Genomic DNA, 17212 nt, shown 5'->3' with positions numbered 1-17212 from the left:
TCTCCCCCGCCGGCGCGAGGTGGCGCCTGACCTAATTCACCGCTTCGAACCGTCCGGCGCTGATGGTCAATGGACCGATCTGGGTCCCGACCGTGGCGCGGATCGGCGCATATACGCCGGATTGGCCGACCGGTGCAAACGTCACCAGCATGCGACTCTTGTTCTTGAGGAAGTTCAGCGCCTTGCGGCCCTTGCGATAGCCCGCCACCGGCTCGAAGCCCATCTTGCAGGTCACCGTGTCGCCCTTGTAGCCCGGCACCGAGATCGAACCCTTGGACGCATAGGTCAAGGTCAGGTCGGCGCGCATCTCGCCGTCATAGAATTTGACCGTGCGCCCGCAGACCTTGTCCAGGCTGTCGGCATGGATGACGGTCGCCGCCATCGGATCGAGCACCGATTTCAGGTCTCCGTCGCCGATCGGCACCCAGTTCTTCGGATCGCGCTTCTTCGGCGCGGGAATGACTTGCGTGGAGGTGACTGCCCCATTGCTGAAGCGTATGTCGACCATCGAGGCCTTCTTGCCGGACGTATAATCGGCCCTGAACACCTGCGGCGTCATCCGCTTGTCGGAAATGGTGCCTTTCGACGAAATCGTGCCTTTCGTATCGTCGAACAGCCTGCCGAGCCCGGCGGCGGAGACGGTGCCGTTGATGGCGTAGGTATCGCCCTCGTAGCGGCTGGAAAAAGTCGCCCTGGCGATCGAAAGGCCGAGATAGGACACCGTATATTCGCCCTTGAAGGATTGCGGCGGCGCGGCGGCGAAGCTTGTTGCCGGCACGGCAAGGGCAAGCAGGGTGGCGAATGCGTGAGTCGAGCGGACCATGGCGGCTGACGAATCCCTGGCGGTTCGGCCGGAACGCAAAGGATCCAGCCTGGCATATCCCTTCGCGAACGGCTTATAGTTTGAAATCCGGCCTTTATATGGAGCGCGGCCGACAGCCGGCGATGCGCCGGAGCTTGACGCAATGGTGAAATGCCACTATGGAACGCCAACTTTTCCAAAGGCCGCCTGACCGAGACCGCGCGCCGCCTGGCGCGGGCAGAATGGTTTGGCAGGTTTAGAAACTGAAGGTTAGACAAATGTCCCGCACCTGCGAACTCACTGCCAAGGCAGTTCAGACCGGCAACAATGTGAGCCACGCCAACAACAAGACCAAGCGTCGCTTCCTGCCGAACCTGGTCAATGTGACGCTGATTTCCGAAGCGCTGAACCAGAACGTTCGCCTGCGCATTTCGGCCAACGCCCTGCGTTCGGTCGAGCACCGCGGCGGCCTCGACGCCTTCCTGGTCAAGGCCGACGTCAAGGAACTGTCGCAGCGCGCGCGCCTGCTCAAGAAGCAGATCGCCAAGAAGCTGGCCGAGCAGTCGGCGGCTTAAAGCAGCTTTCAGGCGGGGGACGACCGCCTCGAGCACCGGCCAGACCGGTGCTCGGAATAAGAGCGAGCGTCGGCATGACGCTCCGCTGGTTCCATTACCCAGGATAAAAAAATGAACTTCCTGACGCGATACCTGCCCTTCGTGGCCGCCATGGCGCTTGTCGTCGTGGCGTCGAATATTCTCGTGCAGTTCCCGATGCAGGGCGAGATCGGCGGCCTGGCGCTCGCCGACGTGCTGACCTGGGGCGCCTTCACCTATCCTTTCTCCTTCCTGGTCACCGACCTCGCCAACCGCCGCTATGGCCCGGCCGTGGCGCGCAAGGTGGTGTTCGTCGGCTTCATGACGGCGGTGACCTGCTCGATCCTGATCCCGCCCTTCCTCTTCCGCCACGGCCTGATCGCGTTCGAGACCGCCGCCGACCGGCTGGTGCGCATCGCCGCCGCTTCCGGCGCCGCCTTCCTCACCGCGCAATTGCTCGATGTCACCGTCTTCAACCGGCTGCGCCGGCAGAGCTGGTGGCGGGCCCCGATCGTCGGCACGCTGGTCGGCTCGGTGTTCGACACCATCGTCTTCTTCGGCGTCGCCTTTTCCGCCGCCTTCGCTTTTGCCGGCCCTAATGACAGCTTTGCGCTGGAGACCGCGCCGCTGATGGGCATACTGCCGGTCGAGACGATGCGCTGGGTGTCCTGGGCGCTCGGCGACCTTTCGGTCAAGCTGATCATCGCCGTCGTGGCGCTGATCCCCTACCGGCTGCTCGCCGCGCGCTGGAGCCAGCCGGCGGTCGCGGCCGGAGCATGATCCCAAAAAGTGGGACTCGGTTTTTGGAAAAGATCATGCTCCAAACGGAAAGAGAGAGCATGATCCCAAAAAGTGGGATCCGGTTTTTGGAAAAGATCATGCTCAAACAAAAAGAGAGAGCATGATCCCCTGGGTTCAGCTTGATTCCGCCCGCACGCCCGATGGCGGCCAGGAACTACGCCTGAAGCAGCGCGGCGATGAATTCTCCATCATGCTCGGCGCCAACGAGCTGATGAACAGTCGCCTCAGCGGCTCCGAGGAGGCTCTCGCCAGGCTTTCCTGCGAGCGGATCGCCGGCCGCAAGCGGCCGAGGCTCCTCATTGGCGGGCTCGGCATGGGCTTCACCTTGCGAGCCGCCCTCGCCGCGGTCGATCGCGACGCCGCCGTCACCGTCGCCGAACTTGTCCCTGCTGTCGTCGCCTGGGCGCGCGGCCCGATGGCTAAAATCTTCGACGGCTGCCTCGACGACCCCCGCGTCACGATTCAGGAAGTCGATGTCGGCCAACTGATAAGGGCAGACAAAGGCGCCTGGGACGCCATCCTGCTCGACGTCGACAACGGCCCCGAAGGCATCGTCTACAAGGGCAATGACACGCTCTATGGCGCGGCCGGTCTCGCGGCCGCGCGCGCCGCCCTGACGCCCGGCGGCGTCCTGGCGGTCTGGTCGCAAGGGCCGGACAGCGGCTTCACCCGGCGGCTGAAGCAGGCCGGCTTCTCGGTCGAGGAGATCAACACCCGGGCCAACGGCAAGCGCGGCGCCCGCCACGTCATCTGGGTTGCGACCAACCGGCCCTGACGCTTTCAGCCACAGCCGCGGCGGCTTTACGCTTTGTTACGGCCGATGATGCAGGATGGCGAAAAATCTCCAGAGTGGTTCGCCGTTTCACGGAAGCGGCGAACCACCCTATCTCTTTGTTTTGACGCAATTCCTGACGGAAAACCGTGTCACACTTTTCCTGGAATTGCTCTAAGGCATAGCAACCAGCATGACCGTGCAAGGCACCGGTTGGAAAAACGATCTCGTGCTCGCGTTGTGCGCCACGCTGGTGGCGCTGACGATCAATGCCGTTTCCGGCTTCCCCACGCTTGCGAATTATGGCGCCGACAATGACAGCATGCTGCGGCTGGTCGAGGTCCGCGACCTGCTCGGCGGCCAAAGCTGGTTCGATCTCCATCAATACAGGATGGGCACCTCGGGCGGCTTCGTCATGCACTGGTCGCGGCTGATCGACACGCCACTCGCGCTGATCATCATGGCCTTCGATGCGCTGGGCGCCAGCCCCGCCACCGCCGAACGCGCTGCGCAGATCATCTGGCCGACCCTGCTCTACGGGTTGACCATATTCGTGCTGATGCGCGCCTCGCAGCGCTTCGCCGCCACGAACGTCGCGATGCCGGCGGTCATCCTGTCGACGGCGGGGCTCTTCTTCCTGGTGATCTACAGCCCGGGCGTGATCGATCACCACAATGTCCAGCTGCTGCTGACGGCGGCCAGTCTTTGGTTTCTGATGGAGGCGCCCTCCTGGCGGCCTGCTGCCCTTCTGTCAGGCATTTGYGCGGGCCTTACGCTAGCTGTCGGCATGGAGACCGCTCCCTATGTGGCGGTGCTCGGCATCTGCGCCGCGGTCCTGTTCATCCTCGACGGCAAGGAGCGCATCACGGCGTGGGGTTTTGGCCTTGGGTTTGCCGGCATCGCCTCCCTGGTCTTCGTGGCGACCGTCCGGCCGGCCGACTGGGGCGTGGCCCAATGCGACGCCTTCTCATCCTTCCAGTTCGGGGTTGCGGCGCTTTCCGGCTTCGGTCTCGCGATCGCCACTGCATTGACCGCCTCGACAGTTCGGGCGCGGCTGGTTTCGATGCTGGCGCTTGCAGCGGTGATCGCGGCCGCCGTGATTGTGTTCTTCCCGCAATGCCTGTCCTCGCCCTATGCGGACATGGACGAGCGCATCCGCACCTATTGGCTGGCCGACGTGGTTGAAGCGCAGCCCTTCTGGAGCGTCGCCATCCACCAGCCGAAGCTGATGGCGGCGCGCTACGTGACGCCCTTCATCGCGATCCTGCTGATCGGCTTTCAGTTGCGGAGCCGTGGCCTGCGCCGCGAGGAAATTCTCGCCGCCATCCTGCTTGTCGTCGCCTTTGTCGTCAGCCTCTGGCAGGTGCGCGGCTCGACCTTCTCCGTCGCCTTCGCCGTGCTGCCGCTCTCGGCCTGGATCGCGAAAACCCGCCTGCGGGCGGACACGGCACCCTCATGGCGCCTTTCCGCCGGCATCGTCATGGCGTGGCTGGTCTCGCTCAATGCGACCTGGGCCGGGGTCGCGGTGGCGGCGCAATCCATGGTCCAGAAGGCGCCGCAGCGGATCAATTCCGATCCCGACCATGCCGTGACTTGCGGCAAACCCGGCGACTTCCGCGATCTTGCCGCCATGCCGGCGACGACGGTGCTTGCCTCGTCCAATCTCGGCTCGGGAATATTGGTGTTCACCCACCACCGGGCGCTGGCCGGCCCTTATCACCGCAATGTCGGCGGCAATCTGGCGATGCTCGACGCGTTCATGGGGGGCCCGGACGCCGCCCGCGCCGTCATCGAGCGCGAGCATGTCGGGCTGATCGCGATCTGCCGCGGCAACACGGAAGAGATATCGCTGGGCCTGGACGCGCCGAATGGCCTTGCCGCGGCGTTGCTGCGGGGCGACCTGCCGACATGGCTCGAATTGGACCAGTCTACCGCGGGAAAGCCGATCGAGATCTACAAGGTCCGCTGAATATCGGCCCGCGGCCATATCAGCATCGTCGACAGCGCCCCTCGCAACGTGCTGGTTTTGCGCCGATGCAACGTCATCTCGTGATTTAGAAAACCGCGATTGAAGCCAGTCCCGTGGATCATTGCAATCCAGCCTGTGCTTTGGTTAGCATTCCGCGCGGCCAGCGATATATCTATTCAAGAAATTTGGATTCGGGGTTCTTTGGATTGGGGAGAGGATATCCATGTCGGCCATAGACGGCGCGGTGGCGCCAGCATCAGCCACACAAACGCTGCAGCATGTTGTCTCGCACATGGTGGATGCCGTGAACCGCGCCGCCTTTGTGGAAACGCCTTTCTGGCATCTGGAAATGACCGACGTTTTCCCGGCGGACCTTTATCGGCGCATGCGCGCCGCCATGCCCGAGGCGCGCGAGTATCGTGCGCTCAAGGGGCGCAACAATGTGAATATCAAGGCGGACGGAACCGCGACGCGGATCAAGATCGACCTCTACCCCGAATATATCCGCCATCTGCCTGACGAGAAACGTGCCGTCTGGGCCCTGGTCGGCAAGGCGTTGCATGCGCCGGAACTGAAGGACGCATTCATGCGCCGCCTTGCCCCGGGCCTGGAGCGCCGGTTCGGCGCGGACTTCATGAAGGTCGGCATGTATCCGGTGCCGATGCTGACGCGCGACGTGGCCGGCTACAAGATCGGCTTCCACACCGACACGAAATGGAAGGGCATCACGGTTCAGTTCTATTTGCCCGAGGACGACTCGATCAACCACATCGGCACCCGCTTCGCCGAGCGCAAGCCGGACGGACGTTTCGAGAATTCGCACCGGATGTCGTTTTCCCCGAATACGGRCTACGCCTTTGCGGTCGGCACCGACACCTGGCATGCGGTCGACACCGTCGGACCGGAAGTCCGCACCCGCGACAGCATCCTTCACACCTATTTCGTGGACAACACCGCGACGCTCAAGATCCGCAACCGGAGCAAGCGCGCGGCCAATTTCGTGATGAACGAAGTCCGCCACGTCGGCCGGTAGAGCAATTCCAGGAAAAGTGTGAGCGGTTTTCCGCCCGGAATTGCGTAAAAACAAAGGGATAGAGCGGTTCGCCGTTTCCGTGAAACGGTGAAACGCTCTAGTCTCGGCCGCTGGCGCCCACCGGCACGGCTGAACCCATGCCGGCCGGTCTGCTTAGTCCTGGTGCAGGATGAATTCCAGATAGAGGTTGCGCTGCAGGATCGAATGGTTGTCGTCCGACACCAGCGACACCATCAGCGCGCCGTCGTCGCGGGTCCAGACGTCCAGCCCTTCCATATTGTCGATCTGGTAGCCCATGTCGGCTTCCATCAGCACCGGTCCGTCGGCGACCGCGCCCTTCTCGACGCTTTCGCCATAGATGCGCCGCAGCCGCATCTTCACCCCGCGGGCGATCGAGAAGCTGCGCTCCAGGAGCAGCAGATCGCCGTCCGGCAGGAAGGCGCCGTCGGTTATGTCGAAACCGCCGTCGCGCCTGATGGTGAAGACGCCCTTATGCGGCCCCTCGATGACGGCTGCATAGACATTGCCTGATGTGTCGAGGCTCCTCTCCGAGACCACGACCAGGCCGCCCTCGTGCTGCCCATAAGGATCGGCGTGGGCAACGGTCTCGAAACCGCGGTTCTGGCGCAGCTCCTCAGCGGGGACCAGGTAATCGAGCTGCCTGACCGGGGCTTTCATATTGTCGGGATCGATCTTGAACTGGGCGACGCGCTGGTCGCRCTCGAAGCCGACGGTGGCGATGCCGTCCTTGACCGCGAGCCCTTCCGCATCGACCTCCCATTTGCGGTCGATCGGGCGGCCCGAGGCGTCGACCATCTGCTGCATGCGGAAATTCGAAACACCCGACGGTCGCTTGCCGGCGTCATGCGTGATCGTGCCGAAGAACCAGAAGCCGGTGTCGGCCACACCGATGAAATCGCCGCCCGGCTTCAGGAAGCGAAAGGCCGACAGCGCGCCGAAATCGCGCGCCGGCGAGGTCATCTCCAGCCCGCCGACGAATTCGAGCGGCCCGAACCGCGTCTCGTCATGGCCGACATGGAACTGGCTGATCGGCCGCGCCGAAATCTCGACCGTCTCGACGGGAGTTCCCGGGGCGGCGATGACCGGCGAGGCGCAGGTCAGCATGCAGGCGAAAAGCATCCGCCGCGCACGCCGCCCCGAAAAGATCATCCGGCGCGCCGCAAGCCGCCGCGCCGCGTGTCGCGCGCGCTTTCCTCGCCGAACAGCGAGGCAAGCTGCTCGGTCATGGCGCCGGCGAGCTCCTCGGCATCGACGATGGTGACGGCGCGGCGATAGTAGCGCGTGACGTCGTGGCCGATGCCGATCGCCAAAAGCTCGACCGGCGAGCGCGTTTCGATCAGCTCGATGACCGCCCGCAGATGCCGCTCCAGATAGTTGCCCGGATTGACCGAGAGCGTGGAATCGTCGACCGGCGCGCCGTCCGAGATCATCATCAGGATCTTGCGTTGCTCGGGCCGGCCGATCAGCCGGTTGTGCGCCCAAAGCAGCGCCTCGCCGTCGATGTTTTCCTTGAGCAGGCCCTCGCGCATCATCAGACCGAGATTGCGCCGAGAGCGCCGCCAGGGATGGTCGGCGGATTTGTAGATGATGTGGCGCAGGTCGTTGAGCCGGCCGGGATTCGGCGGCTTGCCGTCCTTCAGCCATTTCTCGCGCGCTTGCCCGCCTTTCCAGGCGCGGGTGGTGAAGCCGAGGATCTCCACCGAAACGCCGCAGCGCTCCAGCGTGCGGGCCAGGATGTCGGCGCAGGTCGCGGCGACCGTGATCGGACGCCCGCGCATAGAGCCCGAATTGTCGAGCACCAGCGACACCACGGTGTCGCGGAACTTGGTGTCGCGCTCCTGCTTGAAGGACAGCGGCTGCATCGGGTCGATCACCACGCGCACCAGGCGCGCCGGATCGAGATAGCCTTCCTCGAGGTCGAAATCCCAGGAGCGGTTCTGCTGCGCCATCAGCCGGCGCTGCAGCCGGTTGGCCAGCCGCCCGACGACGCCTGAAAGGTTGGCGAGCTGCTTGTCGAGGAAGGCGCGCAGCCGGTCGAGTTCCTCTTCCTCGCACAGCTCTTCCGCCCCCACCGTCTCATCGAAGGCGGTGGTGAAGACCTTGTAGTCGATTTCTTTCGGGAGGTTGAGGAACGGGTTGTCGTTGCGCTTGGCCTCGCCCGGCGTCTCGGCGTCGGAATCGTCCTCGTCGGACAGGTCGTCCGAGGTGGCGTCGGTCGCCTCTGTTTCGGCCGACTCTTCCTCGTCGGCAGAGGCTTCGGCATCTTCCGACTGCGACTGCTCGGAGCCTGAATCCTCCTCGCCGCCTTCCTCGCTCTGTTCCTCGCCCTGCTGCTCGTTCTCTTCGTTTTCCTCCGAGTCGTCGGTCTCCTGGTCGTCGCCGAGCTCCTCGGCCATTTCCATGGAGACCAGCATGTCGCGCACGACGCGGGCAAAGGCCTGCTGGTCCTCGAGCTTGGCCGACAGGCCGTCGAGATCGGCGCTGGCCTTCTCCTCGATCCAGGGGCGCCAGAGGTCGACCAGCCGCTCGCCGCTCTTCGGTACGGGCCGTCCGGTAAGCTTTTCGCGCACCATCAGCGCGACCGCCTCTTCGAGTGGCGCGTCCGCCTTGTCCCTGACGTCGACAAGGTTCGCCTTGGCGTATTTGTCCTCGAGCATCGAGCCGATATTGTCGGCAACGCCCTGCATGGCGCGGCTGCCGATCGCCTCAACGCGGGCCTGTTCGACCGCATCGAAGATGGACCGCGCGAGCTTCCCTTCCGGCGCCAGCTTGTTGTGGATGCGCTGATCGTGGCAGGCGCGCTTCAGCGCCATGGAATCGCCGATGCCGCGCGTGATCGCGATGTCGTTGCGCGAAGCCTTCTTGGGCAGTTCGGGCAGGCGCGCGCGATTTCCCGCCAGCGCCGGGCGGTCCTTGGCGAAGCCGACCTCGAGGTCCTTGTCGCCGGCGACGGCACGCATGCATACCGTGACGGCGCGCTTGAAGCTGTCGGCTTCAGACCCGTTCTTCGGCTTGTTGCGCGTGTTGTCGCCCGGACCCGCCATCGATCATTCCCTGCGCGTTTTCATGCTGAAAGGCTTGGAGGCCTTTCAGCGGCGCGCCTAACCCAGCACCACGTTGGCGGCGCTCTCCGGCAAATCCTCGCCGAAGGCGCGCTGGTAGAACTCGGCCACCACCGAACGCTCCAGCTCGTCGCACTTGTTGAGGAACGTCAGCCGGAACGCCATGCCGATATCGCCGAAGATCTCGGCGTTCTCGGCCCAGGTGATGACGGTGCGCGGGCTCATCACCGTCGACAGGTCGCCATTGAWGAAGGCCGAGCGCGTCATGTCGGCGACGCGCACCATCTTGTTGACGATGTCCTTGCCCTTGTTGTCGCGATAGTGCTTGGCCTTGGCCAGCACGATGTTCACTTCATTGTCGTGCGGCAGGTAATTCAGCGTGGTGACGATCGACCAGCGGTCCATCTGCGCCTGGTTGATCTGCTGCGTGCCGTGATAGAGGCCGGTGGTGTCGCCGAGACCGACCGTGTTGGCGGTGGCGAACAGCCGGAAGGCCGGGTGCGGACGGATGACGCGGCTCTGGTCGAGCAGCGTCAGCCGACCCGACGATTCCAGAACGCGCTGGATGACAAACATCACGTCCGGACGGCCGGCGTCATATTCGTCAAAGCAGAGCGCCACATTGTGCTGATAGGCCCAGGGCAGGATGYCGTCGCGGAATTCGGTGACCTGCAAGCCTTCCTTGACGACGATGGCGTCCTTGCCGACGAGATCGATACGGCTGACATGGCTGTCGAGGTTGACGCGCACGCAGGGCCAGTTGAGCCGCGCCGCCACCTGCTCGATATGCGTCGACTTGCCGGTGCCGTGATAGCCCGACACCATGACGCGGCGGTTGTAGGCAAAGCCGGCGAGGATCGCCAATGTCGTCGCCTTGTCGAACAGATAATCCGGGTCGATGTCCGGCACATGCTCGGTCGCCGCCGAATAAGCGGGAACGACCATCTTGGACTCGAAACCGAATTTCTCCTTCACCGACACCGTCGTGTCGGGCAGGTTGGCGATGTCGCGATCGACCTTGTTCATCACTATCAACGTCTCCACGGGCGAAACGCCCCGTTTCGCCGGCAATCGATTTTGTCCGGGGGCGGTCTTAGAGCCTTTTCCAACCTTATGAAAGTTGGAAAACGACACGAACCGTAGGGCCGCTCAGCACAATCCTGCCTGCTTGAGCACGCGATAGGCCTGGAGCACATCGCGAAACCGGTCTTCCGAACCTCTGTCGCCGCCATTCGCATCCGGATGGTGGCGCTTCACCAGTTCCTTATAACGCGCCTTGATGTCCTGGCCAGTCGCCTTTGTGTCAAGGCCAAGCGTTTCCAGTGCCTTGGCCTCAAGCGGCTTTGCCTTGCGCTCGCGCGGCTCGCGCGCGCCTGAGCCGAACAGATTGAACGGATCGCGCATGCGGTTGTAGTAGCCGGCGCGACCCGAACGCTGCTGCGCGAAATCCGGCGCCGAGCGCGTCCCGCCTCCATTGGCGCCCATGCGCCATGTCGGCCTGTGGCCGGTCAGCGCCTCTTTCTGGAAGCGCGCGATCTCGCTGTCCGACACGCCGGAGAAGTAATTGAAGCCCTTGTTGTATTCGCGCACATGCTCGAAGCAGAAACGGAAATACTCGCCCTCCTTGAGGCGTCCGACCGGCGCGCGATGCGTGCCGGCCTCGTTGCAGCCATCCCACTGGCAGATCGGGGCGCGCGACTTCAGCTCCGCGTCCTTCTCCGGCCGGATTCGAATTTTCTCGAAATATTTGGGATACGCTTTCATCTCCCCCATTTATGGGCTGTTCGCACGTGCGAAACAAGAATTGACATTTCGCCGATGATCGCCCTAACCGCTGAATCGCGGCTTAAAAGCGGTCGAAATTCAAGATTTTGCGGCTGTGCCGCAGATGTGGGGAAGGGAAGCTCGAATGTCCATACAGTCGACGATGGAAAACAAGCTGAAGGCGGCGTTTTCGCCCGAAAGGCTCGCCGTCATCAATGAAAGCCACCTCCATGCCGGCCATCACCACGCCGAGCACGGCCATGAGGCCCATTTCGACGGCACCGGCGAGACGCATTTCCGCGTCCGCGTCATCTCGGCCGCCTTTGCCGGCATGAGCCGCGTCGACCGTCACCGCGCCGTCAACGAACTGCTTGCCGACGAATTGAAAGCCGGCGTGCATGCTCTGGCGATCGAGCCGGCCGCGCCCGGCGAGAAGACGCGCTGGTAGTCAACCGACGGTCGCCTTGAGGAACGTCAAGGCGGCCGCGGTCAAGGCGTCGCCGTCCTGGCCGAAATCGCGATCGATCGACATATGCGTATAGGCGCTGCCGTCGAACAGCGTGACCTTGGTTCCCGCGGCGCGCAGGCGTTTCGCGAAAGCTTGCGACTCTTCGCCTCGCCCGGACGCACGCGAATAAGCGATGAAGGTCGGCGGATGCTTCCTGCCGTCGACATAGCTCGCCGGCGACAGCGCGGTCCATTGCGCGGGATCGGAGAAGGCACGCGCATAGGCCCGGACCATGCCGCCATCCCTGGAAAGCGCGGCAAGATCATAGGCCCGGGTGTCGTCGAGAAGCAGGCCGGCGACGCCAGGCAGGCCGCCTCGCATGCCGGTCAGCGCGACCAGATGGCAGCCGGCCGAATGGCCCATGCCGACGATGCGGTTCGGGTCGCCGCCATGCCGGGCGATATTGGCGCGCACATAGGCGTAAGCTTTTTCGACGTCGCTGGCCTGGGTGGCGACATCGGCCTGCGGCAACATGCGGTAATCGATCGAGACGAAGACGAATCCGTTGGCGAGCAGGAAGCCCGGCTTGGCGCCGACCTGGCTGCGTTTGCCGAACCGCCAGGCGCCGCCATGGACGAAGAAGACCACCGGCAGGCTGTTTGCGCCGTCCGCGGCATAGATGTCGAGCTTGGCCGGACCGTAATCGCGGGTTTGCGGTTCCGGCTGGACCGGACGCCCGGCGGCTGACGCACCCGCCGGCAACAGCCCCGCCAAGGATCCCACGATGAAACTGCGTCGATTGATCATCGCCATCTCCGGCCAGGTTGCGCCGCGGCGCGGACGAATGCTCGCCACGCGCCTCGCTTACGGACCAAAAATGACAACTTTCGGTGCGAAACCAAATCCGCTCCTTGACCGTCCGCTGGCAATCACCACGTATGTTGATAGGCGAGCAGTTGCGGCCGAATCGGGGTGGCCCGAAGGCCAATGCCGGAGTGCATTGTGCGCTCTTCCTTCACGCGAAGGGAACAACAATGCTTTCCGGCGGTTGATGAAGCGATGAGCCGATTGRCAGCCTATCGGCTCCGAGGCAAAGCATCATGCGCGAGAACCAATCCGACGTCTTCGATCTGTTTTCGGAGATTTATTCCAACGCGGCCCAGGAAGAGATCAGCCTCCAGCAATATTTGCTGGCCTGCCGCGAGGACAAATCCATGTACGCCTCAGCGCCGGAGCGCATGGTCGAGGCGATCGGCGAGCCGAACCTGGTTGATACCAGCAAGGACGAGCGGCTCGGCCGCATTTTCTCCAACCGCACCATCAAGATCTATCCCTCCTTCTCCGACTTCTACGGAATGGAGGATACGGTCGAGCGCATCGCCGGATATTTCCGCTACGCCTCGCAGGGCCTCGAAGAGCGCAAGCAGATCCTCTATCTTCTCGGCCCGGTCGGCGGCGGCAAGTCCTCGCTCGCCGAACGGCTGAAGAAGCTGATGGAGGAGYGGCCGATCTACACGCTCAAGGTGGGCAACCAGATCAGCCCGATCTTCGAATCGCCGCTCGGCCTTTTCCATCCCGATCGCATGGGCGATCTGCTGGAAGACAAATACGGCATCGCCCGCCGCCGCCTGAACGGGTTGATCTCGCCCTGGGCGGCCAAGCGCCTCGACGAGCTGTCGGGCGACATCTCCAAATTCAGCGTGGTCAAGCTGTCGCCGTCGCGGCTGCGCCAGATCGCCATAGCCAAGACCGAGCCCGGCGACGAGAACAATCAGGACGTCTCGGCCCTGGTCGGCAAGGTCGACATCAGGCAACTGGAGAATTTCAGCCAGTCCGACCCGGACGCTTATTCCTACAGCGGCGGCCTCAACCGTACGACGCAAGGCCTGCTCGAATTCGTCGAGATGTTCAAGGCGCCGATCAAGGTCCTGCATCCTTTGCTGACCGCAACCCAGGAAGGCAGCTACAACGGCACCGAGAATTTCGGCGCCTTCCCCTATCAGGGCATCGTCGTCGCCCACTCCAACGAGTCGGAATGGCAGCAGTTCAAGAACAACAAGAACAACGAGGCCTTCCTCGACCGCATCCTCGTGGTCAAGGTTCCCTATTGCCTGCGCATCACCGAGGAACGGCACATTTACGAGAAGCTGCTGCGCGAGAGCGAGCTGGCGAACAGCCCCTGCGCGCCCGAGGTCCTGGACATCCTCAGCCGCTTCACCGTCTCGACACGTCTTGCCGAACATGAGAACTCGCCACTCTACACAAAGATGCGCGCCTATGACGGCGAGAACCTCAAGGAGGTCGATCCGAAGGCGAAGTCGGTCCAGGAATATCGCGACGCCGCCGGCGTCGACGAAGGCATGACCGGGGTCAGCACCCGCTTCGCCTTCAAGATCCTGTCGCAGACCTTCAACTACGACACCAAGGAGGTTGCCGCCGACCCGGTGCACCTGATGTACATCCTCGAAGAGGCGATCAAGCGCGAGCAATTCCCGAAGGAAACGGAAGCCGCCTATCTCGAGTTCATCAAGTCGGAACTCGCGACGCGCTATGCCGAGTTCATCGGCCACGAGATCCAGAAGGCCTATCTGGAATCCTACAGCGAGTACGGCCAGAACCTCTTCGACCGCTACATCGCCTACGCCGATGCCTGGATCGAGGATCAGGACTACAAGGATCCCGATACCGGCCAGATCCTCAACCGCGAGGTGCTGGACAAGGAACTGTCGCAGGTCGAGAAACCCGCCGGCATCGCCAATCCCAAGGACTTCCGCAACGAAGTGGTCAAATTCACCTTGCGCGCGCGGGCGCGCAACCATGGCCGCAATCCCTCCTGGACGAGCTATGAAAAGCTTCGCGAGGTCATCGAGAAGCGCATGTTCGGCCAGGTCGAGGACCTGTTGCCGGTGATCAGCTTCGGCTCTAAGCAGGACAGCGTCACGGAGAAGCGGCACAATGAATTCGTGCAGCGCATGGTGGAGCGCGGCTACACACAGCGGCAGGTGCGACGGCTGGTCGACTGGTACATGCGCGTGAACAAGGCCGGCTGAACAAAGCCGGGACGGTTCCATGCCGATCTTCATCGACCGCCGCCTGAACCCGAAGGACAAGAGCCTGGGCAATCGCCAGCGCTTTCTCAGGCGCGCGCGCGAGGAGCTCAAGCGCAGCATCCGCGACCAGGTCCGCACCGGCGGCATCGCCGAGGTCGACCGCGAGCATGCCGTCCCGATGCCTCGCAAAGGCACCAGCGAACCGACCTTCGGCGACGACAGGGCAAGCGGCCGGCGCCAGCACATTCTGCCCGGCAACAGGACATTCAGCCCCGGCGATCTTATCGCCAAGCCGGGCGGCGGCGAAGGCTTTGGATCCGCCCCGGGGACCACGGAATCAGAAGACGACTTCCGTTTCGTCCTGTCGCGCGAGGAAGTGCTCGACCTCTTCTTCGAAGATCTCGAACTGCCCGATCTGGTCAAGCTCAACCTCAAGCAGATATTGAGCTACAAGCCGAGGCGGGCAGGTTTTGCAGCAAGCGGGGCGCCGACCAACATCAATGTCGGACGCACGATGCGCAACAGCCATGGGCGGCGCATCRCACTGAGGCGCCCCAAACAGGCYGAGATTGACGCGATCGCCAGGCAGATTGCCGAGCTGGAAGCGAAGCCGGCAAGTGCCGCGTTGCGCGAACGCATCGCCACCCTGCGCGAACAGTTGGAGCGGCTTGAGCGCCGGCGCAGGCGCATTGCCTATGTCGACCCGGTCGATATCCGCTTCAATCGCTTCGATCCCCAGCCCGTGCCCAATGCGAATGCGGTCATGTTCTGCCTGATGGACGTCTCCGGTTCGATGGGAGAGCGCGAGAAGGACCTGGCCAAACGCTTCTTCGTACTGCTGCATCTTTTCCTGACGCGCCGCTACGAGCGCATCGAGGTCGTCTTCATCCGCCATACCCACGAAGCCAAGGAGGTGGACGAGCATACGTTCTTCTACCACACAGAAAGCGGCGGCACGGTCGTCTCCACCGCGCTCGAGGAAATGCACCGCATCATCGAGGAACGCTATCCCGTCGCCGAATGGAACATCTACGCCGCCCAGGCCTCCGACGGCGACAATTTCGCCACCGACTCCGAGCGCTGCATAGAACTGCTCGACCGCAAGCTCATGCGGCTTTGCCAGTATTTCGCCTATGTGGAGATCATCGACGAGCGGGAAAGCCATATTTTCGGCTCCACCGAGAACGGGACGTCGCTCTGGCGCGCCTACAACGCCGTCGACGGGAAATGGCCGAACTTCCAGATGAGGCGCATCGCCGCGCCGGCCGACATATATCCGGTCTTCCGACAGCTCTTCGCCAGGCAGCCTGATCTGCGCAAGAGCGCTTGAGGACTTCGGCAATGGTCAGCCAGGCGCGCAAATCCGAATTGCTGTTCTCTGGGTCGGACTGGGATTTCAAGAAGCTGTCCCGGGTCTATGACGAGATCGAAGCGGTCGGCCGCGAAGAGCTTCGCCTCGATATTTATCCGGTGCAGATGGAGGTCATCTCTTCCGAGCAGATGCTCGATGCCTATTCCTCGGTCGGCATGCCGCTGATGTACCGGCACTGGTCGTTCGGCAAGCGTTTCCTCCACGACGAATTACTCTACCGCAAGGGCGCGCGCGGCCTCGCCTATGAAATCGTCATCAATTCCAATCCCTGCATCGTCTACCTGATGGAAGAGAACACCATGGCCTTGCAGGCTCTGGTGACCGCCCATGCCGCGCTTGGGCACAACCATTTCTTCAAGAACAATCATCTCTTCCGGCAATGGACCGACGCCGGCGGCATTTTGAGCTATCTGGATTTCGCCAAGAGCTACATCGCCCGGTGCGAGGAAAGGCATGGCCTGGCCGCGGTCGAGGCGATTCTGGATTCGGCCCACGCGCTGATGGAGCAAGGCGTGTTCCGCTACCGTCGGCCGCCGAAACTGTCATCGGAGCAACAGCGCGAAGGGCTGCGCGAGCGCCTCGAATATGAGGAGCGCTCCTTCAACGATCTGTGGCGCACGCTGCCGCCCTCGCAGGGAACGAGCAAGCCGGAAGCAGAGGACGACAACCTTGCCGAGCGGAAGAAGTCGCTCAATCTGCCGGAAGAAAACCTGCTCTATTTTCTCGAGAAGAACAGCCTCGTCCTTGAACCCTGGCAGCGCGAGATCGTCAGGATCGTGCGTGTCATCGCGCAATATTTCTACCCGCAGCGGCAAACCCAGGTGATGAACGAAGGCTGCGCCACCTTCGTCCACTACACGCTCATGAACACGCTGTTCGATCGCGGCCGCATCAGCGAAGGCGCCATGCTCGAGATCTTGCGCAACCACTCGAACGTGGTCTTTCAGCCGTCTTATGACGATCCTCGCTTTTCCGGCATCAATCCCTATGCGCTCGGTCTCGACATGATGCAGGATATCCAGCGCATCTCGACCGCGCCGACCGCCGAGGACCGCGACTGGTTTCCCGACATCGCCGGCCGCGGCGACTGGCGCGACACCCTGCTCGACGCCTGGGCAAACCACCGCGACGAATCCTTCATCCGCCAGTATCTGAGCCCGGCGCTGATCCGCAAATGGCGGCTCTTCGTGCTGGCCGACGGCGCCGATGAGCCGCATTACGAAGTTGCCTCCATCCACAACGAGCGCGGCTATGCCAGGATACGGTCGGCGTTGGCGCAAAGCTACGATATCGGCGCCAGCCGTCCCGACATCCAGGTGGTCGACGTCGACCTCCTCGGCGACCGGCACCTGCGGCTCCAGCACACGGTGAAGGACGGCGTGATGCTCGAAAGTGAAAGCCGCGACGCGACGCTGCGCCACATCCGCAACCTCTGGGGCTACGACGTCAGCCTGGCCGCTATCGACGGCGGAACCGGCGCGATGCTCAGCGAGCGCTGGACAAAGGAGCTCTGAAGGCGTCGGGA

The 17212-nt window shown here is 63.1% G+C and carries 15 protein-coding genes; 9 read left to right on the top strand and 6 right to left on the bottom strand.

Annotated elements, in window-relative coordinates; all coding sequences use genetic code 11:
* Positions 1-31: 31 nt before the first annotated feature.
* Positions 32-823, bottom strand: coding sequence for a DUF3108 domain-containing protein (locus LCM4577_RS33935; RefSeq protein ID WP_041000306.1), 792 nt, complete (start codon positions 821-823; stop codon positions 32-34).
* A 257-nt stretch (positions 824-1080) separates the two neighbouring features.
* Here LCM4577_RS33935 and rpmB point away from each other — a divergent pair, with 257 nt between their 5' ends.
* The 5 genes from rpmB to LCM4577_RS33910 all read left to right on the top strand — a co-directional run bounded on the left by rpmB (position 1081) and on the right by LCM4577_RS33910 (position 5970).
* Positions 1081-1377 (top strand): 50S ribosomal protein L28, encoded by a 297-nt coding sequence (rpmB, locus tag LCM4577_RS33930; RefSeq protein ID WP_040989302.1) that lies wholly within the window; start codon positions 1081-1083, stop codon positions 1375-1377.
* 111 nt (positions 1378-1488) lie between these two features.
* Complete coding sequence (locus LCM4577_RS33925) at positions 1489-2175, top strand: queuosine precursor transporter (protein WP_071074930.1); 687 nt, start codon at positions 1489-1491, stop codon at positions 2173-2175.
* A gap of 121 nt (positions 2176-2296) precedes the next feature.
* Complete coding sequence (locus LCM4577_RS33920) at positions 2297-2971, top strand: hypothetical protein (protein WP_071074929.1); 675 nt, start codon at positions 2297-2299, stop codon at positions 2969-2971.
* A gap of 190 nt (positions 2972-3161) precedes the next feature.
* Positions 3162-4937 carry a polysaccharide biosynthesis protein GtrA gene (locus LCM4577_RS33915; RefSeq protein WP_071074928.1) on the top strand — a complete coding sequence of 592 codons (1776 nt, stop codon included), beginning with the start codon at positions 3162-3164 and terminating at the stop codon, positions 4935-4937.
* A gap of 223 nt (positions 4938-5160) precedes the next feature.
* Positions 5161-5970: a hypothetical protein gene (locus LCM4577_RS33910; RefSeq protein ID WP_071074927.1), complete on the top strand. Its 810-nt coding sequence runs from the start codon at positions 5161-5163 to the stop codon at positions 5968-5970.
* Positions 5971-6123: 153 nt separating this feature from the next.
* Here the strand turns inward: LCM4577_RS33910 and LCM4577_RS33905 are convergent, their stop codons facing one another.
* The 4 genes from LCM4577_RS33905 to LCM4577_RS33890 form a co-directional block, all read right to left on the bottom strand.
* The gene (locus LCM4577_RS33905; RefSeq protein ID WP_071074926.1) at positions 6124-7140 is read right to left on the bottom strand and encodes an esterase-like activity of phytase family protein; all 1017 of its coding nucleotides are present in this window, start codon (positions 7138-7140) and stop codon (positions 6124-6126) included.
* Positions 7137-9035 (bottom strand): cobaltochelatase subunit CobT, encoded by a 1899-nt coding sequence (cobT, locus tag LCM4577_RS33900; protein ID WP_071074925.1) that lies wholly within the window; start codon positions 9033-9035, stop codon positions 7137-7139. The genes LCM4577_RS33905 and cobT overlap by 4 nt, the downstream gene beginning before the upstream one ends.
* Before the next feature lie 57 nt (positions 9036-9092).
* Positions 9093-10079, bottom strand: coding sequence for a cobaltochelatase subunit CobS (cobS, locus tag LCM4577_RS33895; protein WP_071074924.1), 987 nt, complete (start codon positions 10077-10079; stop codon positions 9093-9095).
* 123 nt (positions 10080-10202) lie between these two features.
* A complete protein-coding gene (locus tag LCM4577_RS33890; protein WP_040989310.1) occupies positions 10203-10826 on the bottom strand; it encodes a J domain-containing protein in 624 nt (207 codons plus the stop codon).
* 136 nt (positions 10827-10962) lie between these two features.
* On the opposite strand from LCM4577_RS33890, the gene LCM4577_RS33885 reads away from it, so the two are divergent.
* A complete protein-coding gene (locus LCM4577_RS33885) occupies positions 10963-11265 on the top strand; it encodes a BolA family transcriptional regulator (protein WP_071033698.1) in 303 nt (100 codons plus the stop codon).
* Here LCM4577_RS33885 and LCM4577_RS33880 read toward each other — a convergent pair whose 3' ends face one another.
* A complete protein-coding gene (locus tag LCM4577_RS33880) occupies positions 11266-12072 on the bottom strand; it encodes an alpha/beta hydrolase (RefSeq protein WP_040989366.1) in 807 nt (268 codons plus the stop codon).
* 293 nt (positions 12073-12365) lie between these two features.
* On the opposite strand from LCM4577_RS33880, the gene LCM4577_RS33875 reads away from it, so the two are divergent.
* From LCM4577_RS33875 to LCM4577_RS33865, 3 genes are read left to right on the top strand one after another with little or no spacing between them, the layout of a single operon-like run.
* On the top strand, positions 12366-14315 hold the full coding sequence (locus tag LCM4577_RS33875) for a PrkA family serine protein kinase (RefSeq protein ID WP_071074923.1): 1950 nt from the start codon (positions 12366-12368) through the stop codon (positions 14313-14315).
* 19 nt (positions 14316-14334) lie between these two features.
* On the top strand, positions 14335-15645 hold the full coding sequence (locus tag LCM4577_RS33870; protein ID WP_071074922.1) for a YeaH/YhbH family protein: 1311 nt from the start codon (positions 14335-14337) through the stop codon (positions 15643-15645).
* Between the two features lie 11 nt (positions 15646-15656).
* Complete coding sequence (locus LCM4577_RS33865) at positions 15657-17201, top strand: SpoVR family protein (protein WP_071074921.1); 1545 nt, start codon at positions 15657-15659, stop codon at positions 17199-17201.
* The last annotated feature ends 11 nt before the right edge of the window (positions 17202-17212 follow it).

The sequence above is a fragment of the Mesorhizobium sp. LCM 4577 genome (assembly GCF_001854795.2).
GTDB lineage: Bacteria > Pseudomonadota > Alphaproteobacteria > Rhizobiales > Rhizobiaceae > Mesorhizobium > Mesorhizobium plurifarium.
This window is presented reverse-complemented; position numbering and strand designations above follow the sequence as displayed.

What these genes read in the sequence shown, in the direction of transcription:
- LCM4577_RS33890 (WP_040989310.1), bottom strand. Translation starts at nt 10,826, where the DNA reads ATGGGGGAGATGAAAGCGTATCCCAAATATTTCGAGAAAATTCGAATC.
- LCM4577_RS33925 (WP_071074930.1), top strand. Translation starts at nt 1,489, where the DNA reads ATGAACTTCCTGACGCGATACCTGCCCTTCGTGGCCGCCATGGCGCTT.
- LCM4577_RS33920 (WP_071074929.1), top strand. Translation starts at nt 2,297, where the DNA reads ATGATCCCCTGGGTTCAGCTTGATTCCGCCCGCACGCCCGATGGCGGC.
- LCM4577_RS33935 (WP_041000306.1), bottom strand. Translation starts at nt 823, where the DNA reads ATGGTCCGCTCGACTCACGCATTCGCCACCCTGCTTGCCCTTGCCGTG.
- LCM4577_RS33880 (WP_040989366.1), bottom strand. Translation starts at nt 12,072, where the DNA reads ATGATCAATCGACGCAGTTTCATCGTGGGATCCTTGGCGGGGCTGTTG.
- rpmB (WP_040989302.1), top strand. Translation starts at nt 1,081, where the DNA reads ATGTCCCGCACCTGCGAACTCACTGCCAAGGCAGTTCAGACCGGCAAC.
- LCM4577_RS33865 (WP_071074921.1), top strand. Translation starts at nt 15,657, where the DNA reads ATGGTCAGCCAGGCGCGCAAATCCGAATTGCTGTTCTCTGGGTCGGAC.
- cobT (WP_071074925.1), bottom strand. Translation starts at nt 9,035, where the DNA reads ATGGCGGGTCCGGGCGACAACACGCGCAACAAGCCGAAGAACGGGTCT.
- LCM4577_RS33885 (WP_071033698.1), top strand. Translation starts at nt 10,963, where the DNA reads ATGTCCATACAGTCGACGATGGAAAACAAGCTGAAGGCGGCGTTTTCG.